Genomic DNA, 22796 nt, shown 5'->3' on the forward strand with positions numbered 1-22796 from the left:
GGGATTTTCCGGTGGACGGGCGGCAGATGGCCCACCCCCTAAGGGTGAGCGTGAAACAGCTTGTAAGCCGGGTGTCGCGGAATCAGCCGATGAACCAGGCGACCCCGAACCAGGTCATCATGAGCAGTCCGAGCACGATCTTCGCGATCAGGGCCAGCACAAAGCCGAACCCAGCCGCCACGCCGGCTCGGGCAGCGCGAGCCGGGTCCTTGCGGGCCACCCACTCGCCCAGCAGGGCGCCCAGCATGGGCCCCAGGATCAGCCCCGGTAGCCCCCCGAACAGCCCGGCCACCGAACCGAGCCCGGCGCCACCCATGGCTTGCTGGCTCGCCCCGGCCCGGCGCACGGCCACGATGGCGGCGACGTAATCGACCAGCCAGCCGAGAAAGCCCAGGGCCCCGAGACCCAAAAGGGTGCCCACGCCAATGCGGGTGTATCCGTCCGCCCAGGCGGCCAGCCACATGCCGGCGAAAATCAGCGGCGTGCCCGGCAGCAGGGGGAGGACCACGCCGAGCAGGCCCAGCACGATCGCAGTCAGAGAGAGGAAGGCGAAGAGGGGATCCATGGTGGTGTGACCCGCTCCAGCAAGCGTTGTTCCCGCCAATGCCGGGCCCAAGGGTCACCCGGTGCGCCGCGTGCCCGTGGGGATCAAGGGTGTGGCCTCTTCTTCATGCACGACGAAGCGACCGCGCCCCGCTTCCTTGGCCTGGTACATGGCACTGTCAGCCGCGCTCATCAGGGCGTCGAGCGAGCTGTCGCCGTCGCCCAGCGCGATGCCGATCGACAGGCCCAGCGACCCGTCCTGCCCGTTGATCCGGATGGGCGTGGCCAGTGCGTTCATGCACTTGTTGGCCACCGCGCGCGCGGCCAGTTCGGCGTCGGTCGAGGTGGGGCCGAGATCGCCGAGCACGAGCGCGAACTCGTCGCCCCCCACCCGTGCCAGGGTGTCGGTTTCGCGCACCACGCGGTCCAGGCGGCGGGCCACCTCGATGAGGGCCCGGTCCCCTGCTTCATGGCCGAACCGGTCGTTGACGGGCTTGAACCCGTCCAGGTCCATGAAGAGCACGGCCAGGCGGGTGTGGTTGCGGCGGGCACGGGCCAGTGCGAGCGCCATGCGGTCTGCCAGCAGCACGCGGTTGGGCAGGCTGGTCAGCGGGTCGTGGTGTGCCATGCGCGCCAGCTCATTCTGGGTATCGAGCAGGCGCCGCAACAGCCGGTTGAAGGCCTTGGTCAGGTGACCGACTTCGTCGTCCCGCAGAACGGGCAAGGATGCCAGTGGCAATTCGCCGCGGCTCATGCGATCGGCCAGGGCGGCGGTGCGCAACAGGGGGCGGAAGACGAGGTACAGGCCCACGGACGCCAGCAGCAGGAAGACCCCGACGGTGACCGCGGCCTGGACGCTGACAAAGCGGCGGGCCTCGGCGACGGCGGCCAGCGCTTCCGTGGCAGGCACCCGGGCGACGACGATCCAGCCAGCGCCGGGAACGGGCGCGACCCCCGTGACCATTTCTTCGCCTCCGGGCTCCCGGATGACGGCGCCCCCTCGGTAGCCAACGGCGGCCTGGTCGTACAGCGGGACCTGTCCGGTTGCCGGCGCGGGGTGCAGCACGAGGGCCGGGTCGGTGGCCGCGATGATCAGGCGATCCCGAGGGGTGATGAGCAGAAAGGAACCCTCCGTGCCCAGCCTGGCCTGCTCGAGCGGCTGCAGGAAGCCGGGGGCGCCCAGCTCGGTGGCCGCGATCAGCACGGCGCGCACTTGCCCCAGGGTGTCGCGTACGGGCGCGGTCATGGGCAGCAACACCTCACCGGTCTGGGGAGATCGCAGGGGGCGCCCCAGGGCCGAAGAGCCGCGCAGGGCGGTGTCCACCCATTCCGGAAGGGCGACGCGGTCGCCGGACCGATCGAGGGTCAGGGGCGGGGACGTGGTCTGGACCTGTGCCAGGGTGTGCCCGTCGGGGGCGACCACAGCCATGCCTGCGACGAAGAAGGGCTGGGTGCGGTGCTGAGTGGCCAGCCAGTTCTGCATGGTTTCCGCATCATGGAGGGCATGCCACGGTGCGGCAGCCGCGAGCCGTTGCAGCGCCCTCTCCCGATCATCCAGCTTGGCCGCGATGTCCTGCGCCACATAGGTCGCCAGCGCGGCCTGCTGCCCGGCCACCACCTGTCCCACCTGATCGTGGAGGAAGGCCGGCAGCACCTGATACCGGATGGCGGATCCGGTGAGCGCCAGGGCCAGTCCGAACAGGACAAGCCGCGTGACGATGCTGCTGGTGATACGGCGGAAGAACATCGATGTGCATCATAGGGACATCCGACCTCCGTGCCTTGCAGAAAAGCGGTCTGCCTGCGCATCTCACGGTGCTTTGGCCCCCGAACGGGGCGTCGCACCGGCCACCCGCCAGATGACGTTGCCGACATCGTCCGCAACCAGCAGCGCCCCCTGCCGGTCCAGCGCCACGCCAACAGGTCGGCCGTGCGCCTCGCCCGCCTCACTGAGGAACCCCGTCAGCACGTCGACCGGGGCGCCCGCAGGCTTGCCGTCGTTGAAAGGGATGAAAACGACCTTGTAGCCGCTGCGGGGCTTGCGGTTCCACGACCCGTGCTGCCCGATGAACATGCCCTGCGACCACGCTGGCGACAGTCGGTTGCCGGCCGCATTGACCAGGCCCAGGGACGCCGTGTGGGCGCCCAGCGCGTAGTCCGGGGCGATGGCATGGGCCACGAGCTCCGGACGCTGGGGCTGGACCCGCTCGTCGACATGCCGGCCCCAGTAGCTGTAAGGCCAGCCGTAAAAACCGCCCTCCTGCACCGAGGTCAGGTAGTCCGGCACAAGGTCGTTGCCGAGTTCGTCCCGCTCGTTGACCACGGTCCACAGTCGGCCGCCTTCCCAGGCCATGCCGTTGGGATTGCGCAGTCCGGTGGCGAACAGACGGTGGCGCTTCGTGCCGAGGTCCAGCTCCCAGATGGCGGCACGTCCCTCCTCCTTGTCCATGCCGTTCTCTGCGATGTTGCTGTTGGAGCCGACCGTGATGTACAGACGCTTGCCGTCGGCCGAGGCGATCAGGTTCTTGGTCCAGTGGTGGTTGAGCGGCCCGCCTGGCAGGTCGAGCACCTTTTCGGGTGGGGCCTCGATCCGTGTCTGTCCCGGCTGGAAGGGCAGGCGCACGACGGCATCGGTATTGGCCACATACAGGTGCGAGCCGACCAGGGCCATGCCGAATGGCGAGTTCAGTCCATCGCGCAACACCATCCGCGTTTCGGCCCGACCGTCGCCGTCTGCGTCGCGCAGCAGGGTGATGCGGTTGGCACTCGGGCCGGCCGAGCCCGCCTTCTTCATCGCCCTCTGCATGAACCACCCTCGGATGCCCTTGCTGTCTTCCGGCTTGGGTGGCGCATTGGTCTCGGCCACCAACACATCCCCGTTGGGCAGGGCCAGCAACCACCGCGGGTGCTGCAGGCCACTGGCGAAGGCCTGCACGCTGAGTCCTTCTGCAGCCACCGGCTGGCGTCCTTCCGGCCAGCCGGTGGCCTGCGCCACATGCACCGTCGGGATGCGCTGCGGTGAGGGCGCCGGCAGGTTGGGCTGGGGCCCGTAACCGGCTTCCGCAGGCAGCCTGCTGGCTTCGTCGCAGCCTGTCAGGCCGAGGGCCGCGATCGCGAACAGGGACAGGACGACCCGATGGCGCAGAGAGAAGCAGGGAGCGGGAGAGGTCTGACGAGGCATGGCGGCGGTCTCCGGAAAGGGGCCATGACGGCCGATTCACCGCGTTCGGCAAATGGCGCGCCCGCCCCGGCGAGGACGTTCGTTTCGGAACGGATTGGTACCTTCTGGCCAGGTGTGCGATGTGGCACGCTCGTGACACAGCGCCGCGGCACACCTGTCACGCTCCGTGACACTTTTGAGGGTAAACCCTAAGAGGGTTCCCGGCAGTGTCGGCCTCTTGACACCCCTGCCTACGATGGCGGTCCTCTGGGGTCTGTGTGTGCTCCAGAAGGTGACGCGTCGGGGACACATGCCCGGCACGGTGTACCAGGTTGGCGGCGATCCCGTCGGCGGGGGCACCGGTCACAGTGCTGAGGAGACCTGCGAAGATGACCATGCGATCGCTGCACCAAGGGGCCCCGTTGCGCGGCGGCCTGTCCGAGACGGGCGGCCCGATGATGCCCGAGCCCGTTCTGGGGGAGCGCCACGCGGAGACGATTCAGCAGTCTCACGAGCGCTGCATGACGCTGGGCCTCAACCGCACCGACCGCGTCGATTTCCCCACGCTGAGCCGCAACGAGCTGGCCCTGGCCCGCGAACGCAATCACCGGCTCTACCTGCACGCGGCGCCGGTGATGGAGACGCTGTTCTCCCAGATCCTCGATTCGCAGAGCATGGTCGTGCTGACCGACGCCAACGGCACCATCCTGCATACCATCGGCCCGGATGCCTTCCTGCAGCGGGCTGCCAAGGTGGCCCTGAGCCCGGGCGTGAACTGGTCCGAGTCCACCAAGGGGACCAACGCGATCGGCACGGCCCTGATCGAGGAGCTGCCGACCCTCGTGCACGGGGCCGAGCACTTCATCAACGCCAACCACTTCCTCACCTGCTCCGCGGCGCCCATCCTTGATCCCCGGGGCAACATCCTGGGCGTGCTGGACGTGACGGGCGATCAGCACACCTTCCACCCCTACACGCTGGGGCTGGTGCGCATGTCGGTGCGGATGATCGAGAACCACTGGTTCTCGGACGACCATCGCAATGTGGGGCACATCTACCTGCACGCCCGCCCCGAGTTCCTCGGGACCCTGACCGAAGGCATCCTGGCGGTGAACCCGGACGGCCGCATCATGGGCGCCAACCGGGGCGCCCAGGAGCAACTGGGCATGAGCAGCGCTGCGCTGCGCATGCACACCGTCACCTCGCTGTTCGGGGCGACGATGGGAGCGCTGACCGAACGCTTCCGCTCGACGCAGGCGGCTCCCATGCTGGTCGAGACCGTGTCGGGACGGCAACTGCACTTGCGCGCTCGCTTCAACTGGCCGGTGTGGCACAGCCTGTCCGACACCGCGGCCGATGCGGTCGAGGCCACGCCGGCGCCGTCGCCAGCCGGCATGCTGCCTGCGGGGGAGCTGAGCCTGCCGCCGGCTGCCGCCGGGGCGCCCCGGGACCCGGCGGCTGCCGGGCGTGCGGGCCTGCGCACAGCGGAAGTGGCCGGGGTCACCGGCGCCCCGACCCCGGCGGGCCTGGGCGGCGCGTTGGGCAGTGGCCCCACGTCGGTGTCATCGGCCATGCCGCCGGGCAGCCCGTTCGGCGTGCCCAGCGGCAAGCTGGCCGATGCGTTCGTGGCCGATGGCTCATCAGCTGGCTCATCGGGTGAGCCTCCCAGGTCCTCGTCGTCACGCAAGCTCGGTCTGACTGCGCTGGCCACGGGCGACACCCAGATGGCGGCCCTGCTCGACAAGCTCAAGAGGGTGCTCAACCGCGACATTCCCATCCTGATCCAGGGCGAGACGGGGACTGGCAAGGAGCTGCTGGCCCGGGCCCTCCACAACGATTCCAGCCGCGCCACCGCACCCTTCGTGGCGGTGAACTGCGCTTCCATCCCTGAAACGCTGATCGAGTCCGAGCTGTTCGGTTACGAGGAAGGCGCGTTCACCGGTGCACGCCGTAAGGGCGCGGTCGGCAAGATGGTGCAGGCCCACGGCGGCACGCTGTTTCTGGATGAGATCGGAGACATGCCGCTGTCGCTGCAGGCCCACCTGCTGCGCGTGCTGCAGGAGCGCGAGGTGACGCCGCTGGGCAGCGGCCGGGCCATCCCGATCGACATCAACCTGGTGTGCGCCACCCACCGCAACCTGCGCGAGATGATCGAGCGCAAGACGTTCCGGGAGGACCTGTACTTCCGTCTCAACGGGCTGGTGGTGCGCATTCCGCCGTTGCGTGAGCGCACCGACCTGATGGTGCTGGTCGAGCGCATCCTGCAGCGTGAGTGCCCCGACGTGGCCCATGAACTGGCGCCCGATGTGGTCAACCTGTTCCAGGCGTGCCGCTGGCAGGGCAATGTGCGTCAGCTGGCCGGTGTGCTGCGCACCGCCTGCGTGATGGCCGGCGACGAGCGCTTCATCACCCGAGCCCACCTGTCGGACGATTTCATGGACGATGTGTTGCGCAGTCAGAGCCAGGCCGGCTTGGGCGCGCGTGCCACCGGCGGCGGCCTTGTCGGGGCAGGCTCAGGCTACATCGGTGGCAGCCTGTCGTCGATGGGCGGCGGGCTGCCTCACGGACCGGCTTCGAGCGGTGGGTTCGGCGCGTCGCATGGCGGGAGTGGGGTGGCGGCTTACGCCGAAGCCCATGCCCCCGTGGGTGGCACCGAGCCGCATGATGCGCTGCGGGGCGCCCCGAATGGCGCGGCCCCGGCCCCGGCGTCGGCGGCCCCGGCGTCTCTGGTCGACATTGAGCTGCAGACCATTCGTCAGGCCGTCGAGGCGGCCCGTGGCAACATTTCCGAAGCGGCCAAGCAACTGGGGATCAGCCGCAACACCATCTACCGCAAGCTGCACTGGCAGAACAAGCAGCACTGAACCGCTTTCAAGCGACGCCGGGATTCAGCACCCCGGTCTCATCACGGCGCCCCGGGGGGCGCCGCTTTTTTGGGCGTGGTGCGGGGGGGGCGCTCAGAAGCCGTGCAGATAGCGGACGGACAGCAGGCCGCTGCGGCCCGCTGCAGGCTCGAAGAAGCGGCTGTTGCCGTCGTTGACGATCACGCTGCCGGCATAGCGCTTGTCGCCCACGTTGTCCACTCGGGCCAGCACCTCGATGGCGCTGCCCTGAGCGTCGAGCTGGAAGCGTTGGGTCCAGCGGACGTTGACGACGCCCCAACCGGCTGCAAAGTCGCTGTTGCGGTCGTTGACGGCGGTGCGCCCGCGCGCCTGCCATTCCAGGCCGGCTTCCATCCCGCGCTTCGGCTGCCACACCAGTTCGGCAAAGGCGTTGTGCTTCTGCGTGCCGGCGATGCGGTTGCCGGCCGCCACAGGGGCGGTGGCCACGGTGCACGGGGTGCCCGCACAGGTGAGGAAGTTGTCGCGGTACGTGGCATCGAGCCAGGTGAAGGCGGCAGCGGCCCGCCACTGCGGATTCAGGCGCCATTGGCCCGCCAGCTCGAGCCCCTTGCGCTGGGTGTGGCCCACGTTCTGGAAGGTCGAGCGGCCGCCGCTGTTGCTGAGCACACCGATCTCGTTGCTCGTGTTCACGACGAACAGCGTGGCGTCCAGGCCGACACCGGCGGACGGGCGCCACTTGCTGCCCAGTTCGGCGTGGCGGCTGGTCTGCGGCTTGAGCGCCATGTTGAAGCCGCCAGAGCCATCCGGTCGATAGGCCACCTCACCCAGGGTTGGCGATTCGAAGCCGCGGCCTGCGCCGGCGTGCAACGTCAGGGTGGGGCTGGCTTTCCAGCGCAGACCGACGACCGGCGTGTTGTAGTGGAAGCGCAGCAAGCCCGAATCATTGACGTTGGCACCCAGGACGTAGTTGTCCTTGCTCACCATCGTCACCTGCCCTGAGCGGAGGCCGGCCGTGGCGGCCCACTCCGGGGCGAAAGTCCATTCCGCCTGGGCATAGGCCTCACGGGTGCGCGCCGAGTTGGCCTCGTCGCGTCGCTGGCTGCCCTTGACCCCATACACGGGGCTGCTGCTCGGACCCGTGTAGTTCAGGTAGCCCCGGCGCGCGTCGTACTGGTCCTCGGCATTGAGGCCGGTCACCAGGTCGACGTTCGTCCAGCGCCAGTTCAGTCGGCCGTCCAGGCCCATGTAATCCCGGTCGAAATCGACCACCCCACCACTGTGGCGCGATGTCAGGGGGTTGGTGCCCTGGGTGCTGGCTGCGATGCTCTGGAACTGCGTCACCGTCCGCCGTCCGGCGTACGCCACCAGCTGGCTTTCCTGCAGCGCACCGGCCTGCGTGAACCGGTGTTGCCAGCTCGTGCCGACCTGGGTCTGGTTCAGGTTCTTGCGGGTGTTGTACTGGCGGGCCTCTGGCGTGGTCTGGTCGGGGTCGGCGTCGAACTGCTGCCGGTTCAGCCCCAGCGGATCTTGCGCCTGGAGGACCTGGTGACTGAGTTGCGCCACGATGCGGTCCTGCGTCAGCCGCCACTCGGCCTTGACGTTGCCCAGATGGCGGTCTGCGGCACTGTGGTCACGCGGGCCATCGGTGTGCATGCTGGAGGCGCTGGCCGACATGGACAGTGTGTCGCTGATGGGTGCACTGCCTGCCAGTCTGACCTGATAGAGCGCGTTGCTGCCGATGTCGATGGCACTTTCGAAGTATCGCTCCGTGATGGGCTGGCTGACCAGCGAGATCACCCCGCCGGCCGCGTTGCCGTACAGGGCAGAGAATGGCCCGCGAATGACCTCGATGCGCTGGGCATTCGCCAGGTCGAAGTGACCCACCTGACCTTGGCCGTCGGGCATGGTGGCCGGGATGCCGTCGGTGTACAGACGCAGGCCGCGCACGCCGAAGGTGGCCCGAGCGCCGAAGCCCCGCGAACTGATCTGCAGATCTTGCGCGTAGTTGTTGCGGTTGTTGACCACCAGACCCGGAACGCGGGCCATTGCTTCGGACAGGTTCACCATGGGGCCGGCGGACCGCAGCGTGCGGTTATCGACCACGCTGGCTGCGAAGGGCGCGTCCTGCAGCGGCGTGGCGCGGGGGCTGGCGCTGACGACCACGGGCTCGACTTCGGACGGGGCCTCGGAAGACTCGGCTGCCATGGCGCCCGAGGCGTTCAATAGCCCCGCACAGGTGGCCAGGGTGGCCCAGGCCAGCGGGCTGAGTTGAAGCAAGGCGGGATGGCGGTGCGGTGTGGGGTGTCTCATGGTGTCGTTGTGCGTGCGGTGTGTGCCGGTCTGGCCGGCAGCGGACAGTGTCCGGGTGCAGACACCGTGCCAGGCGTACCCAAGGGCGCGCGCGGGGCGAGCCGATGCCATCCGCGGGCCCGTGTCCGGGGAGACCCGGGGGGGTGATCATGAATTTCTCGAGCCCGTGTGACAGCGGTGACACATCTGCGCCGCGGTGTTTCGGACTGGAGCAGCGCTGTACAAGACGCCCGGGCAAAAAAAACGGGCCCCGAAGGGCCCGTATGGAAAGCACAAGACTGCCGTGCTGCTAGGAGGAGACAAGCATGAAACAGAACGGGTCCGCCTGACGGGAGCAGGGCCTTGACGGCCAAGCCGGTCCGGCGGGTTACAGCAGGGACAACAGAGACAACGAGAACAACCACTGCGATGCGGCGTGAACCGGCGCCGCGCCGGATGAGGGGCCGTCCCCCTCGGGAACTCAGTGCATCTGGATGCCGCCAGCGGCCTTGCCCTTGCCAGCACGGGCCGGGGGGTTGCACAGCCCGCAGACGAAGTGACGCGAGATTTCATGCGGGTGGGTCACGAAGTGGCCCCCGCACTTGGAGCACTTCGTCATCGTCAACATCCCGTTGTCCACGAACTTCACCAGGCGCCAGGCGCGGGTGACGGACAACATCGGCTCCAGGCCCTGCACCTCGGTCTGCTCCAGATAGAGCTGGTAGGCCTTGATCACCACGTCGATCTCGTCCATTTCCGCGGCCTTGTTCAGGTACTCGTGGATGTTCATGAACAGGCTGGCGTGGATGTTGGGCTGCCAGGTCATGAACCAGTCAGTCGAGAAGGGGAGCTGGCCTTTCGACGGCGACTTGCCCGAGACTTCCTTGTACAGGCGCAGCAGGCGCTCGTAAGACATGTCGGTTTCCGATTCCAGAACCTGCAGGCGGGCACCCAGGTTGATCAGGGTGACGGCGCGCTCGATTTGCTTGGCTTCGGTCAACAGGCTCTTGGTGCGCATGATGGGCTTTCTCGGAGGGGGGCGGATCGTGAGGACGGGGTCAGGCGGGTGATACCGAGACTCAGGCGGCTTCCTGGTGGCGGCCGGCCATCAGGATGGAGGCATGCAGGCGGCTGACGGCGTCGTTGGCGGCGCCCTTGCCGTGGTTGGTCAGCAGGTTCCACACGAGGTCGTCATCGACACGCATGCGGCACACCAGGGTGTTGCCCGACGCGATCTTCAGCACCTGAGCCGGGGTCAGCGAGGCCAGACGGTCGGCCGCTTCTTCCGACAGACCCAGGCGGAACAGCGCCTGTTCGCGGTCCGTGCGGATCAGGTTCTGAGCCAGCATCAGGTACGACAGGTTGGTTTCGCGGATTTCGTTGAGGATCTGTTCGTTGGTCATGTCGGGCTCCGTTGTCTGGCTGTGCGGTGCAGTGCGGAACTGCGTTGTCGATGGAGTCATTGTGCAAACAACGGCCAGTTTTCTTGATAGGCGGCTGGCTGTAAGGCAGGTCGGCGCACGGCTAGCTTCTTTGTAAGAATTTGTCTGACAAGCACTCGGAACAGCACCCTGTTCAGGGCCCAGTCATTTGTCTGGGAAAAACATGCCATTTCGGTCCTTGAGTGACGTTTGATCACACCGTGATTTGTATCAACGCCGTTACCGGAAATTCCCGTGTGTGAAGGGTGTCACAGACAGCGGCAAACCAGCGCCGTTATGCTTCATTCCCAAGGGCAACCCGTCCGAAAGGGCGAGGGCGCAAAGCTGCGGGGCTAAAGACGATCCGATCGTTCACGCCAGCCGGGCCGCCACGGAAGGTCGTACGTGTAACAAGCGTGCGGTCCGGATCGTGTCATCCAGCCCAGCGCTGCCCGTCCGACCGACCTTGTGGTCACCAGTCAACAGGAGGGCGCTCATGCGCTGGCAAAAGTTCAATCTTCGTTCTTCGATCATCACCGTTGCCGCTCTGGTTGCATTGGGCGCGTCCGGTCTCGTTTCGCACGCTGCAGCACCGACCACCTCGTCGGTCCTGAGCACCAATCTGTCGCAGGCTGCTTCGCTTCGGGTGGAGCAACTGCTGTCGATGCAGCCTGGCACGCAGGTCAGCATCGACTTCCCGGTGGCTGGCCGCCAGAACGTGGTCTTCGAGCACACCACGGCCGGCGTGGGCGGCTTGCGCTACTGGCACGGCCATCTGGCCGGCAACGAGCGCAATCGGGTGGTGATCCAGGAACTGGCCAATGGCCGGGTGGTGGGGGCCGTGCGCTTCAATGGCAAGCTGGTGAACTTCCGCCAGGAAGCCGACCGCTCGCTGGTGACGACGCGTGACATGGCCCAGGTCAGCGGCCAGGTTTGGGCGCTGGGCGAACGCCTCGACAAAGGCACCACCGTCGTCAACCAGAACCTGTCTGCTTTGACACAGGCCACGGTGGGCAGCGAACTGGCCATCCCCCTGCCGGGTGGGCGCACCGAGGTGGCGATCGTCACGAGCACGGCGCTGGACGCCGAGGGCAACCTCCAGCTCGAAGCCATCAGCCGCCTCGAAGGGCGCGGCAACGCCACGGTGGTCACCGTCGGCACGGACGCCACCTTCGCTGCCATCTTCACGCCCCAGGGTGAGTATCAGGTGCAGACGCGCAATGGTCGGACCGTGATGCTGGATCCCCGCGCAGCGGGCTGGACGGAGCCGCGTGGTGACGACCATGTGACGGATGGCCACGAGGAGCCGTATGCGGCCGCGGCCGTGTCGACCAAGAACGCGACAACCGCGGCCAACACCGCGACCACGACGACGAGCGCGACCACCGCGGTGCCGTCGGCGCTCGCGGCCGGGACGGTCGACACCACGATCACGCTGTTGATGACCTACAGCCCCTCGTTCGTGAAGATGTGGGGAACGGAGACCGCTGCCCGGACTCGCTTGTCCAACCTGGTTCAGGTGGCCAATACCGCGTATGGCAACAGCGGTACGGGCGTGCGCTTCAAGGTGGTGGGCTGGAAGCTGGTGAACCAAGCTGATGCTTCACCGCAGACCGTGTTGCCGGCGTTGCGCATGAGCAGTGGCGCTTTCACGGGTGTCTCGACCTTGCGCACCACGGCGGGCGCTGCGCTGGTGACCTTCTTCGCGCCGTTCAACAGCGTGACCGCGTCAACCAACACCTGTGGTCTGGCCTATGTGCCGGCGGCAGGCTCGCAAGGGCTGGCAGCCTACCGTGCTCAGGTTCCATTGCTGGGCGTTTCGGCATTGAATGACGGACAGAACGGCAGCAGCTACTGCTCGGCCCTCAGCTTTGCGCACGAGTTGGGACATAACCTGGGGGCAGTGCACGACAAGGCCAACTCCGGTACCACCGGCGTGTTCCCCTACAGCTACGGCCGTGGCGTGAGCGGCAGCTTTGGCACCGTGATGTCCTACGTCTATCCGCGGGTCGCGCTGTTCTCGTCGCCCCAGATCAAGTGCACCACCACTGGCACCACATGCGGGACGACGGCAGAGAACGTGGTGTCTACCGTGCTGCAGACCAAGTCCATCGTGGCTGCACTCGGCAAGCCTGCCAATGCAGGGGTCGATGTGACGGGCGCCACCATGGTCGCCGGTGCGCTGCGTACCTCCACCGGGGCCGCCTACACCGGGACGGCCACCATCGGCTCCACCACGTCGGGCGTGACCTGCACGGTCGGCACCACGGGGTTGTACGTCTGCCGCGTGCCGAGCGGGACCAACTCGATCTCGGTGGCGGTCAAGGTGACGGGCAAGACCGTGAGCCCGGCCGTGGCCACTTTCGCCGTCAACCCGATGGCGGACCGCCCGATCACCGGGACCACCTTCTACGTGTACTGAAACTGGCATCCTCGCGCCCCGGCGTCCCTGGGGCCCTTTTCTCGCGGCCTGTTCACCTCGGTGCACAGGCCGCTTTTTCATGTCCGCCGGGTGACATGCCAATAGACGACATCAATGAAGTGAATTTGTTCAATCAATTCGCTATATGGGACTGGCTGACCTAATATTCGTCCTGTTGTCTCACAACACAACCCAAACCAAGGAACCGATCCATGAGCCTGATCAACACGCAAGTCCAGCCGTTCAAGACCCAAGCCTTCGTCAACCGTGGTGGCAAGGGTGAGTTCATCGAGGTGACCGACGAGAGCCTGAAGGGCAAGTGGTCCGTCCTGATCTTCATGCCGGCCGCCTTCACCTTCAACTGCCCGACCGAGATCGAAGACGCTGCCGACAACTACGCCGAGTTCCAGAAGGCCGGTGCCGAGGTCTACATCGTGACCACCGACACCCACTTCTCGCACAAGGTGTGGCACGAAACCTCGCCGGCCGTCGGCAAGGCCAAGTTCCCGCTGGTGGGCGACCCCACCCACACGCTGACCAACGCCTTCGGCGTGCACATCCCCGAAGAAGGCCTGGCCCTGCGCGGCACCTTCGTGGTGAACCCGGACGGCGTCATCAAGACCGTCGAAATCCACTCGAACGAGATCGCCCGCGACGTGTCGGAAACCCTGCGCAAGCTGAAGGCTGCCCAGTACACCGCCGCCAACCCCGGCCAGGTCTGCCCGGCCAAGTGGAAGGAAGGCGCCAAGACCCTGGCTCCGTCGCTGGACCTGGTCGGCAAGATCTGATCGACCTGACGTCAGACACGCTGTTGTTTGACCTGTGAGAGGGCGCGCCCTTCCCACACCGCTGACACTGCCTACCCTGCGGGCCCACGAAGCCGGCCGGGGTGGGGCAGTGCAGCCTGCTCGCTGGCCCCAACCCTTGACGCAGTACAGGAGGCCGGTTTTCACAGTCGCTTGACACCGAATTCACTCAGAAAAGGATGACCACCATGCTGGACGACAGCCTCAAAGCCCAACTCGGCGCCTACCTGGAGCGCGTGCAACAGCCGTTCGAGATCGTGGCCTCCCTGAGCGACAGTGAAAACTCCCGCGAGATGCTCGCGCTGCTGCAGACGATCCAAGGTCTGCGCGCCGACAAGATCACCCTGAAGACCGACGGGCAGGACGCCCGCAAGCCTTCGTTCACGCTGCAGCGCGTGGGCAGCGACACCAGCCTGCGCTTTGCCGGCCTGCCGCTGGGCCACGAGTTCACCTCGCTGGTGCTGGCGCTGCTGTGGACGGGCGGTCATCCCCCGAAGGAAGAAGCCGAGACGCTGGACAACATCCGCGCCCTGGACGGCGACTTCAACTTCGAGGTCTACATGTCCCTGAGCTGCCACAACTGCCCGGACGTGGTGCAGGCGCTGTCGCTCATGGCCATCCTGAACCCGAAGGTCAAGACCACCGTCATCGAAGGCGGCGCCTTCCAGGAAGAGGTCGAGAAGCGCGAGATCATGGCGGTGCCCATGGTCTTCCTCAACGGCCAGGTGTTCGCCTCGGGCAAGATGTCGGTGGCCGAGATCGTGGCCAAGCTCGACACCAACTCGGCTGCCAAGGAAGCCGCCAAGATCGACGCCAAGGCGCCGTACGACGTGCTGATCGTGGGCGGTGGCCCTGCCGGTGCAGCCGCGGGTGTGTACGCAGCCCGCAAGGGCATCCGCACCGGCATCGCCGCCGAACGGTTTGGCGGGCAGGTGAACGACACGCTGGCCATCGAGAACTACATCTCGGTGCTGGAAACCGACGGGCCGAAGCTGGCTGCCGCGCTGGAAGCCCACGCCAAGGCGTACGACGTCGACATCATGAACCTGCAGAAGGCCGCGCAGATCATCCCGGCTGCGAAGCCCGGTGACCTGATTCAGGTGAAGATGGAAAACGGCGGCACGCTCAAGGCCAAGACCGTGATCCTGTCGACCGGTGCCCGTTGGCGCAACGTGAACGTGCCCGGCGAAGCCGAGTACAAGAACAAGGGCGTGGCCTACTGCCCGCACTGCGATGGCCCGCTGTTCAAGGGCAAGCGCACGGCCGTCATCGGCGGCGGCAACTCGGGTGTCGAGGCCGCCATCGACCTGGCGGGCATCGTGGCCCACGTGACGCTGATCGAGTTTGCCGACACGCTCAAGGCCGACGCCGTGCTGGTCAACAAGCTCAAGAGCCTGCCGAACGTGACCATCCACACCAACGCGCAGACGACCGAGATCACCGGCGCAGAGGGCAAGGTCAATGGCCTGAAGTACAAGGACCGCGTCTCGGGTGAAGAGCACACGGTGCCGCTGGAAGGCGTGTTCGTGCAGATCGGCCTGGTGCCCAACACCGAGTTCCTGCGCGGCACGGTGGAACTGAGCAAGTTCGGCGAGATCATCGTCGACGCGAAGGGCCACACCAACGTGCCGGGCGTGTTCGCGGCCGGCGACTGCACCACGGTGCCGTACAAGCAGATCGTGATTGCGGCCGGGGCCGGTGCGACGGCGGCATTGAGTGCCTTCGACCACCTGATCCGCCAGGGTTGAACGATGACAGCGTGAACCGATCGGTTCCTTGAGAGGCCTGCGCCCGCGAGGGTGCGGGCCTTTTTTTCGGCCCTGCTGTGCTGTCAACCACGGCATTCCCCAGCCCGCGGTCGGTGGGCAAGGTCGCATCATCGCCCCATGCCCTCGAACGCCGTGCCCCTGCCCCCCTCCCTCCGCGTGCTCGAACGCGGCTGGCTGTCCTCCAACCAGATCCTGCTGTTCGACGACGACGGCGCGACCGTGGTCGACACCGGCTACGTCACGGAAGTGGACGACACGCTGCGCTTGATCGACCAGGCGCTCGCGGGCCGGCCGTTGAAGCGCATCGTCAACACCCACCTGCATTCCGACCACGCTGGCGGCAACGCGGCGCTGCAGGACCGGCACGATTGCGTCACCTGGATCCCGCCCGGCGAGAGCGAGGCGGCCGCCGTGTGGGACGAAGACCGCCTGAGTTACCGCCCCACCAGCCAGCAGTGCCCGCGCTTCCGGTTCGATGCGTTGGTGCACCCCCACCAGACCCTGCACCTGGGGGGCGAGGACTGGACCGTGCTGCCCGCCGAGGGCCATGACGATGCCATGGTGATGCTGTGGTGCGATCGACAGGGTGTGCTGGTATCGGCCGATGCGCTGTGGGAGAAGGGATTCGGCGTGATCTTTCCCGAACTCGTCGGCGAGGCGGGCTTCGAGGCCCAGGCGGCCACGCTGGCGCTGATCGCCGACCTGGCGCCGCGTGTCGTGATCCCGGGCCATGGCGCGCCGTTCACCGCGGTGCAGCCGGCGCTCGAAGCGGCGCAAGCGCGGTTGAACTGGTTGCGCAACGAGCCGGTGAAGCACGCCGAGTACGCGCTCAAGGTGCTGGTGTCGTTCAAGCTGATGGAGGCTCGCTCACTGAGCCAGTCCGCGATCGAGGCCATTGTGCAGGCCGCCTTCGATCGGCAGCCCGCCCTGGCCGCGCTGTACGCCGGTCGGGAGGTGGCCGCGGTGGCGCGCGACGTGGTGGCGCAGCTGGCGCGCAGCGGCGCCGTGCAGATCCGCCTGGACGGCGGCATCGACGCGCCCGCGCGCTGATTCCGCCCGTCGGGCTGCTTCAGCCTGCGCGCCGGAAGGTGAGATTGATCCGGTCGGGCCCGAAGGCCGGGTGGTGCGCTGTCTTGATCGGCCGCACGCCATGGAAGCGCAGCCGCGCCGGACCACCCCACACCAGCACGTCGCCGTGTTGCAGTGGAACGGGGCGGGTGCGGTCGGAGCGTGCCAGGCCGCCCAGCAGAAAGGTCGCGGGCACGCCCAGCGAGACGGACACGATGGGCGCACTGAAATCCCGCTCATTGCGATCCTGGTGCAGCGACAGCCGCGTGCCCGGCGCGTAGCGGTTGACCAGGCAGGCATCGGGCTCGAAGCCGGGAAAGCCGGCGGCCTCGGCGGCGGTGCGCGCCAGCGCCAGGAAGGCGTCCGGCATCGGCGGCCACGGGGCTTCGCGCAAGGGGTCGATGCCGCTGTAGCGGTAGCCGCGCCGGTCGCTGATCCAGCCCAGTGCGCCCGCGTTGCTCATGGCCACCTGCATGGTGAGGCCACCCGGCGTCTGCATCTGGCGCCACGGGGCGGTGGCGATGACCGACTGCACCCCGGCCAGGATGCCCGCCTCGTCGTCGAGTGCCCGGCCAGGCAGCAGCACCACACCCTCGTCCAGGTCGATGCGTGCGGCCCGCTCCCCGGAGACGGCCGCAGCCGCGCCGTCCGCAGCGTCTGCCGGCGGCAGGTCGGCGAACAGGTCGCCGGTCAGCGGGTCGAAGATGCGGGGCACGGTGGGGTCTCCGGGCGGTGGCCTGTGAGCGGGATGGGCGCGCGCCGTGTACCGGACCCGACGCCGCCTGATCGCTCAGACTGTGGCTGCGCCCGCCTTGGGCGGCCGGACGGCGGCTTCCGCCAGGATGGCCCGCAGCAGGTCATGGCACCGGCCCACCGAGGCCACCTCCACGCGCTCGCCCGGGGCGTGTGCGCCGCGGATGGTGGGGCCGAAGGACACGATGTCCATCCCCGGGTGTTTCGCAGCCAGGATGCCGCATTCCAGCCCGGCATGGATGACCTGCACGTGTGCCGGGGCCCCGTGGCGATCGGCATAGACCCGCTGGCACAAGGCCAGCAGCGGCGAACCCGGGTTCGGCGTCCAGCCGGGGTAGTGGCCGTTGATGTCGACCGTGGTGCCGCTGAGCTGGAACAGGCTGGCGATCTCTTCGGCCAGCGCCAGGCTGCCGCTGTCGCGCAGCGAGCGCACCATGAAGTGCGCCTGGCCGCCTTCGGGCGTGAGGCTGACGACGCCCAGGTTGTTCGAGGTTTCGACCACGCCGGGCACCTGTCGGCTCATGCGGCGCACGCCATGGGGCGCGGCGTGCAGGCTCGCCAGCCAGACGGCCTGCTCGGCCGGTGCCATGACCAGTCCGGGCAGCGGGGCCGGCGTGGGTTCTGCCGTCAGGCTCAGTCCTTGTTCCACACCCTGCAGTTCATCGGCCAGCAGCGCCTGCCAGCGTGCCAGGCCCGCATGCAGGGCGTCGACCCTGTCGGCGGGCAGGGCCACGGTGGCAAAGGCCTCGCGTGGCAGCGCATTGCGCGCTGTGCCGCCTCGCAGGCTGACCCACTGCAGCGGCAGTGTGGTGCCCAGATCGTGCAGCACGCGCACCAGCAGCTTGATGGCGTTGCCGCGCTCTTCGTGGATGTCGACACCGGAGTGCCCGCCACGGAGCCCGCGCAGGCTCACATCGCGCAGCGCGTGACCGGCCTCCAGCGGCACCGGCGGGGCGTGGCGGCTGACCGCCACATCGACGCCGCCGGCGCAACCCAGGTAGAACTCGCCCCACTCTTCGGTGTCGAGGTTGAGCATCAGCCGGCCCTGCAGCGCACCGGCCGCCAGGCCGTGGGCACCGCCCATGCCGGCCTCCTCGTCCACCGTGAACAGGGCTTCCAGCGGGCCGTGCACGGCCTCCGGGTCTTCCAGCACGGCCAGCATCAACGCCACGCCGATGCCGTTGTCGGCGCCCAGCGTCGTGCCCTCGGCCACCAGCCAGCCGTCGCGGGCCACGGGCGTGATCGGGTCATGGAAGAAGTCGTGGCCGCTGTCGCTGTTCTTCTGCGTGACCATGTCGAGGTGCGCCTGCAGCACCACGCCGGGCGCGGCCTCGTGTCCGGGCGTGGCCGGCTTGCGCACGATCAGGTTGCCGGCTTCGTCCACCTGGGTGGCCAGCCCGCGGGCCTGCGCCCAGGCCACCAGGTGGTCACGCAGGACGCCCTCGTGCTTGGACGGCCGCGGGATGCGGCACAGCGTCGCGAAGTGGGTCCACACGCTGGCGGGTGTCAGGTTGGTGAACGGGGCGGGCAGGCTGGAGGGCGTGAGGACGGACATGGCGGGACGGGGCGACGGGATGCGGCCTCCGGACGGCGCCGCAACGCGCCCGGGATGGCGATGCCGCCCATCCTACGCCGCCGCTGTGCCGGGGGCGAAGCCGTGTGGCGATGCCCCCTGCCGTTGCGGGCAGCGGGCGCCGGGTGTTCAGGCGGGATGGTGATCCGGCCGGCCGACGCGGGTCGGGCCCACGCGCGCCTCGATGTCGGCCTGGATGCGGCGCCCGATGTGCAGCCAGAAGCCCACCTCGGCGACCACGAACAGCGGGCCGATCACCAGACCGATCAGGTCGTCGACGAAGGCGGGCTTGCGGCCTTCGAAGGCGTGGCCGATGAACTGGATGACCCAGCCGACGAGGAACAGCCCCAGCCCGGTTCCCAGCCAGCTGGCCAGGCTGCCGGCGGCCACGGCCTGGCCGATGGCGTGCGTGCTGGCGAACAGTGCCCCCATGACCAGCCCGTAGCCGAGGTGCAGCCGCAGGTAGTACAGCACCGACGCGGCCACGAGCAGGGTGGCCGGCGACAGCGCCACGCCCCCCACTTCGGCCAGCACCGGGCGCGAGGCCAGGATGGCCACGGCCACGACGATCATCGGGATGCCGACCAGGTGCGTCGCGATGTTGCGGCGGTCCCGGTGGTAATCGGCGTACTGGGCGAGTTGGTCGGTGAGCGTTTTCATGCCACCGATGCTCCGGCGGCGGGCCGGTGCGCGTCTGTCGGTCCTCCGACGTTTCGCCACCGTGCGCCCCCGGGTTTGCCCGCAACCCTGTCCGGGGTGTGTCGCGCCGCCGTCCCTTCGTGGCATCATCGAACCCCGCCTGTACCCCGCAGTACCATGTCCGGCCCTCCTGCTTTCGACGCCCATGCTCACCGTCCGCTGCTCGATCGCAGTGCGTGGTTCGGTGCGCTGCCGGAGGATCTCAAGGAGGCCTTGCTGGAGGCCGGGCGTCTGCGGCGGCTCAAGGCCGGCGAATGCCTGTTTCGCCGCGGTGCCCCGAATTGCGGTCTGTACGCTGTCCTGCGCGGCTCGGTCCATGTGGGCACCGTCACCCCGTCCGGGCGACAGAACCTGGTGGCCGTGGTGCCCGCGCCGCATTGGTTCGGCGAGTTGGCGCTGATCGACCAGGGCCCGCGCACGCACGACACCGAGGCCCGGGAGGCCACCGACCTGCTGTGGGTGCCCTTGCCGGCGCTGCAGGCGCTGCTTCAGGCCGAACCGCGCCACTGGCAGGCATTTGCCGCGCTGGCCGTGCACAAGCTGCGTGCGGCGTTCGAAGAGCTGGAAGACGCCGCCTTGCTCGGCACGCAGGCGCGGGTGGCCAAGCGGCTGCTGCAGTTGTCGACCGGGCATGGCATGTTGACGGCCCAGGCGGCCTTGCGCACCGTGTCGCTCAACCAGGAAGAGTTTGCCGCCACGCTGGGCCTCACGCGCCAGACGGTCAACGAGATGCTGGGCCTGCTGGCCGACCAGGGGTTGATCGCCAAGGGCTATGGTCGCGTCGACATCCTCGATGTGGAGGGCCTGCGGGCCCTGTGCCGACCGAGCTGACGAGCCGGGCCGCACGCGGGCAGCCCGTCGGCCGGTGGTGCTAGGCTCAGTCGGCCAGCATCATGTCGCGGCTCAACATCGAACCGGTCTGGCGGTAGCGCGTGTGCCAGGCAAAGGCCTCTTCCAGCACATGGGGTGTGTGCCCACCGCGGCGGCAGGCATCGCGGAAGTAGTCCTTCAGCGCATCGCGGTACAGCGGGCTGACGCACTGGTCGATGACCACGCGGGCGCGTTCGCGGGGCGCCAATCCACGCAGGTCGGCCAGGCCGTGCTCGGTCACGATCACGTCCACATCGTGCTCGGTGTGGTCCACATGCGTGACCATGGGCACGATGCTCGAGATGTCGCCGTTCTTGGCCAGCGACTTGGTCACGAAAATCGACATGTGGGCGTTGCGCGCGAAGTCGCCCGAGCCGCCGATGCCGTTCATCATGTGCGTGCCATTGACGTGCGTGGAGTTGACGTTGCCGTACAGGTCGCACTCCAGCGCCGTGTTGATGGTGATCAGGCCCAGCCGGCGCACCACCTCGGGGTGGTTGCTGATTTCCTGCGGGCGCAGCACCAGGCGCGACTTGTAGTGCGCCAGGTTGTTCATCACCCGCTCGTAGCAGGCCTTCGACAGCGTCATCGACGCGGCCGAGGCGAACGTCATGCGGCCCTCGTCCAGCAGGTCGATGCTGCTGTCTTGCAGCACCTCCGAGTACATGCGCAGATCCTGGAAGGGCGAATCCAGCAGGCCATGCAGCACCGCGTTCGCGATGGTGCCGATGCCGGCCTGCAGCGGCTGAAGCGACGGGCTCAGCCGGTTGGCCTTGACCTCGCGCATCAGGAAGTCGTTGAGGTGATCGGCGATGGCCGCGGTCTCCAGATCCGGCGGCAGCACGGTCGACGGGCTGTCCGGGCGGTCGGTGCAGACGATGGCGGCGATCTTCTCGGGGTCGATGGGAATGGCCGGCGTGCCGATGCGCTGGTCGACCGACACCAGCGGGATCGGCTGGCGGTGCGGGCGGTAGGTCGGGATGTAGATGTCGTGCAGGCCTTCGAGCTCGAGCGGCATGCTCAGGTTGATCTCGACGATCACTTTCTGAGCCAGGATGGCAAAGCTCGCCGAGTTGCCCACCGAGGTGGTCGGCACGATGCCGCCATCGGCCGTGATGCAGGTGGCCTCGATCACCGCCACGTCCACCGGCTTGAGCTGGCGGTTGCGCAGCATTTCCACCGTTTCCGACAGGTGCTGGTCCATGAACATCACCTCGCCGGCGTTGATGCGCTGGCGCAGGCTGGCGTCGACCTGGAAAGGCATGCGGCGCGCTGTCACGCCGGCGTCGCTCAGCACCTTGTCGGCGTCATGGCCCAGCGAGGCGCCGGTCATCAGCGTGATCTGCAGCGGGTGGGTCTTCGCGCGCTCGGCCAGGGCGAAGGGCACCGCCTTGCAGTCGCCCGCGCGGGTGAAACCGCTCATGCCGACGGTCATGCCGTCGTGGATCAGGGCAGCGGCCTCGTGGGCCGACATCACTTTGTCCCGCAGCTGGGGCAGGCGGATGCGATCGGGGTGCATGGTGTCTCCTGTGCGTCAATGCCCCGGGGCGGGCCGCGAACCCGGTATGCCGAGGTCGCCGCAGTATCGACAAACGGTATGCATGCGTAAAGCGACTAATATTCATGCAGGCCAGTCGCAAAAAGAATGGCAATCCGGAGACCTCATCATGGACCTTCGCGCCTTGCGCTACTTTGTGGAAACCGTGCGCCGCAACAGCTTCACGCAGGCGGCCGAGGCGCTGCACGTCACGCAGTCGACCGTCAGCAAGATGGTGCGCCAGCTGGAAGACGAGGTCGGTCAGCCGCTGCTGCAGCGGGTTCCGGGCGGCGTCCGCCTGACGGATGTCGGCCAGGTGGTGCTGGCGCGCGGGCAGGAGGCCCTGGCCGTGGTACAGGGCCTGCACACCGAGCTGGACGACCTGGCCGCGCTCAGCCGCGGCACGCTGGTCGTCGGCATCCCGCCCATGGTCAATGTGTTCTTCTCGCCGCTCATCCAGCGCTTCCGGGCCGCGCACCCGGGCATCGTGTTGCAGATGAAGGAGGCGGGCGGCGACGTGATCGGTCAGATGATCGCGGCCGGCGAGCTGGAGGTGGGCGTGGGCACGCTGCCGCTGGCCCCCGATCTGGCCCATCTGCAAACCGCGTTGCTGGGGCGATACCCGGTGTGCCTGGTGGGCACGGCCGACATGGCCTGGACGCGGCTGAAGCGGCCCGGCCTGGCCAGCCTGCACGGCCAGCCGGTGGTGATGCCGGGCGAGGGCTTCACCCTGCACCGCCACCTGCACGACTGGTGGCGCGCGCACGGCGTGACGCCCCATGTGGTGGCCGAAAGCGGCCAGTGGGATTTCCTGTTGTCGATGGCGCAGGCGGGCATGGGCACGGCCATCCTGCCGTTGCCGGTGCTGGAGCGCCTGCAGCTGGCGCCCGAGCTGGTCGTGCGGCGCCTGCCCGCGCGCGAGATGGACAGTGCAGGACTTGCCCACAGAGGGCGATCCTGAGCGGCGCCTGCCCGCGCGCGAGATGGACTGGGCGGTGGCCCACCTGTGGGCGCGCGGGCGCTACATGAGCCACGCGGCGCGT

The 22796-nt window shown here is 68.0% G+C and carries 17 protein-coding genes and 1 riboswitch; of the genes, 7 read left to right on the top strand and 10 right to left on the bottom strand.

Annotation, left to right across the window (positions count from 1 at the left end):
* Nucleotides 1-82: 82 nt before the first annotated feature.
* The 3 genes from QZ709_RS06470 to QZ709_RS06480 form a co-directional block, all read right to left on the bottom strand.
* On the bottom strand, nt 83-565 hold the full coding sequence (locus QZ709_RS06470; protein WP_294636439.1) for a DUF456 domain-containing protein: 483 nt from the start codon (nt 563-565) through the stop codon (nt 83-85).
* A gap of 54 nt (nt 566-619) precedes the next feature.
* Nucleotides 620-2290, bottom strand: coding sequence for a diguanylate cyclase (locus QZ709_RS06475; protein ID WP_294636440.1), 1671 nt, complete (start codon nt 2288-2290; stop codon nt 620-622).
* 63 nt (nt 2291-2353) lie between these two features.
* Nucleotides 2354-3724 carry a sorbosone dehydrogenase family protein gene (locus QZ709_RS06480; RefSeq protein WP_294636441.1) on the bottom strand — a complete coding sequence of 457 codons (1371 nt, stop codon included), beginning with the start codon at nt 3722-3724 and terminating at the stop codon, nt 2354-2356.
* 374 nt (nt 3725-4098) lie between these two features.
* On the opposite strand from QZ709_RS06480, the gene QZ709_RS06485 reads away from it, so the two are divergent.
* Entirely contained in the window at nt 4099-6567 is a 2469-nt protein-coding gene (locus QZ709_RS06485) for a sigma-54-dependent Fis family transcriptional regulator (RefSeq protein ID WP_294636442.1), read from the top strand.
* Between the two features lie 93 nt (nt 6568-6660).
* Here the strand turns inward: QZ709_RS06485 and QZ709_RS06490 are convergent, their stop codons facing one another.
* The 3 genes from QZ709_RS06490 to flhD form a co-directional block, all read right to left on the bottom strand.
* The gene (locus QZ709_RS06490; protein ID WP_294636443.1) at nt 6661-8856 is read right to left on the bottom strand and encodes a TonB-dependent receptor; all 2196 of its coding nucleotides are present in this window, start codon (nt 8854-8856) and stop codon (nt 6661-6663) included.
* A gap of 460 nt (nt 8857-9316) precedes the next feature.
* Nucleotides 9317-9853 carry a flagellar transcriptional regulator FlhC gene (flhC, locus tag QZ709_RS06495; protein ID WP_294636444.1) on the bottom strand — a complete coding sequence of 179 codons (537 nt, stop codon included), beginning with the start codon at nt 9851-9853 and terminating at the stop codon, nt 9317-9319.
* Between the two features lie 61 nt (nt 9854-9914).
* Complete coding sequence (gene flhD, locus QZ709_RS06500) at nt 9915-10238, bottom strand: flagellar transcriptional regulator FlhD (protein ID WP_109033803.1); 324 nt, start codon at nt 10236-10238, stop codon at nt 9915-9917.
* A gap of 321 nt (nt 10239-10559) precedes the next feature.
* Nucleotides 10560-10650, top strand: a riboswitch (cyclic di-GMP riboswitch).
* Between the two features lie 102 nt (nt 10651-10752).
* Between flhD and QZ709_RS06505 the strand changes: the two genes are divergently transcribed.
* From QZ709_RS06505 to QZ709_RS06520, 4 genes are all read left to right on the top strand, one after another.
* A complete protein-coding gene (locus tag QZ709_RS06505; protein ID WP_294636445.1) occupies nt 10753-12678 on the top strand; it encodes a reprolysin-like metallopeptidase in 1926 nt (641 codons plus the stop codon).
* A 212-nt stretch (nt 12679-12890) separates the two neighbouring features.
* The gene (gene ahpC / locus QZ709_RS06510; protein ID WP_294636446.1) at nt 12891-13466 is read left to right on the top strand and encodes an alkyl hydroperoxide reductase subunit C; all 576 of its coding nucleotides are present in this window, start codon (nt 12891-12893) and stop codon (nt 13464-13466) included.
* A gap of 206 nt (nt 13467-13672) precedes the next feature.
* The gene (gene ahpF, locus QZ709_RS06515) at nt 13673-15232 is read left to right on the top strand and encodes an alkyl hydroperoxide reductase subunit F (RefSeq protein WP_294636447.1); all 1560 of its coding nucleotides are present in this window, start codon (nt 13673-13675) and stop codon (nt 15230-15232) included.
* A gap of 138 nt (nt 15233-15370) precedes the next feature.
* Nucleotides 15371-16303, top strand: a complete 933-nt coding sequence (locus tag QZ709_RS06520) for an MBL fold metallo-hydrolase (RefSeq protein ID WP_294636448.1) — start codon at nt 15371-15373, stop codon at nt 16301-16303.
* A gap of 19 nt (nt 16304-16322) precedes the next feature.
* Here the strand turns inward: QZ709_RS06520 and alkB are convergent, their stop codons facing one another.
* From alkB to QZ709_RS06535, 3 genes are all read right to left on the bottom strand, one after another.
* Nucleotides 16323-16928 carry a DNA oxidative demethylase AlkB gene (gene alkB, locus QZ709_RS06525; RefSeq protein ID WP_294636495.1) on the bottom strand — a complete coding sequence of 202 codons (606 nt, stop codon included), beginning with the start codon at nt 16926-16928 and terminating at the stop codon, nt 16323-16325.
* A gap of 183 nt (nt 16929-17111) precedes the next feature.
* Nucleotides 17112-18629: an aminoacyl-histidine dipeptidase gene (locus tag QZ709_RS06530; RefSeq protein ID WP_294636449.1), complete on the bottom strand. Its 1518-nt coding sequence runs from the start codon at nt 18627-18629 to the stop codon at nt 17112-17114.
* Between the two features lie 147 nt (nt 18630-18776).
* Nucleotides 18777-19307, bottom strand: coding sequence for an Mpo1-like protein (locus QZ709_RS06535; protein ID WP_294636450.1), 531 nt, complete (start codon nt 19305-19307; stop codon nt 18777-18779).
* 156 nt (nt 19308-19463) lie between these two features.
* On the opposite strand from QZ709_RS06535, the gene QZ709_RS06540 reads away from it, so the two are divergent.
* Nucleotides 19464-20177: a Crp/Fnr family transcriptional regulator gene (locus QZ709_RS06540; RefSeq protein ID WP_294636451.1), complete on the top strand. Its 714-nt coding sequence runs from the start codon at nt 19464-19466 to the stop codon at nt 20175-20177.
* A 46-nt stretch (nt 20178-20223) separates the two neighbouring features.
* Here the strand turns inward: QZ709_RS06540 and QZ709_RS06545 are convergent, their stop codons facing one another.
* Nucleotides 20224-21735 carry an acetyl-CoA hydrolase/transferase family protein gene (locus QZ709_RS06545; protein WP_294636453.1) on the bottom strand — a complete coding sequence of 504 codons (1512 nt, stop codon included), beginning with the start codon at nt 21733-21735 and terminating at the stop codon, nt 20224-20226.
* A gap of 148 nt (nt 21736-21883) precedes the next feature.
* On the opposite strand from QZ709_RS06545, the gene QZ709_RS06550 reads away from it, so the two are divergent.
* Nucleotides 21884-22714 carry a LysR family transcriptional regulator gene (locus QZ709_RS06550; protein ID WP_366937149.1) on the top strand — a complete coding sequence of 277 codons (831 nt, stop codon included), beginning with the start codon at nt 21884-21886 and terminating at the stop codon, nt 22712-22714.
* Nucleotides 22715-22796 lie beyond the last annotated feature (82 nt).

Origin of the sequence: uncultured Aquabacterium sp. (assembly GCF_913773725.1) — a bacterium.
GTDB lineage: Bacteria > Pseudomonadota > Gammaproteobacteria > Burkholderiales > Burkholderiaceae_C > Aquabacterium.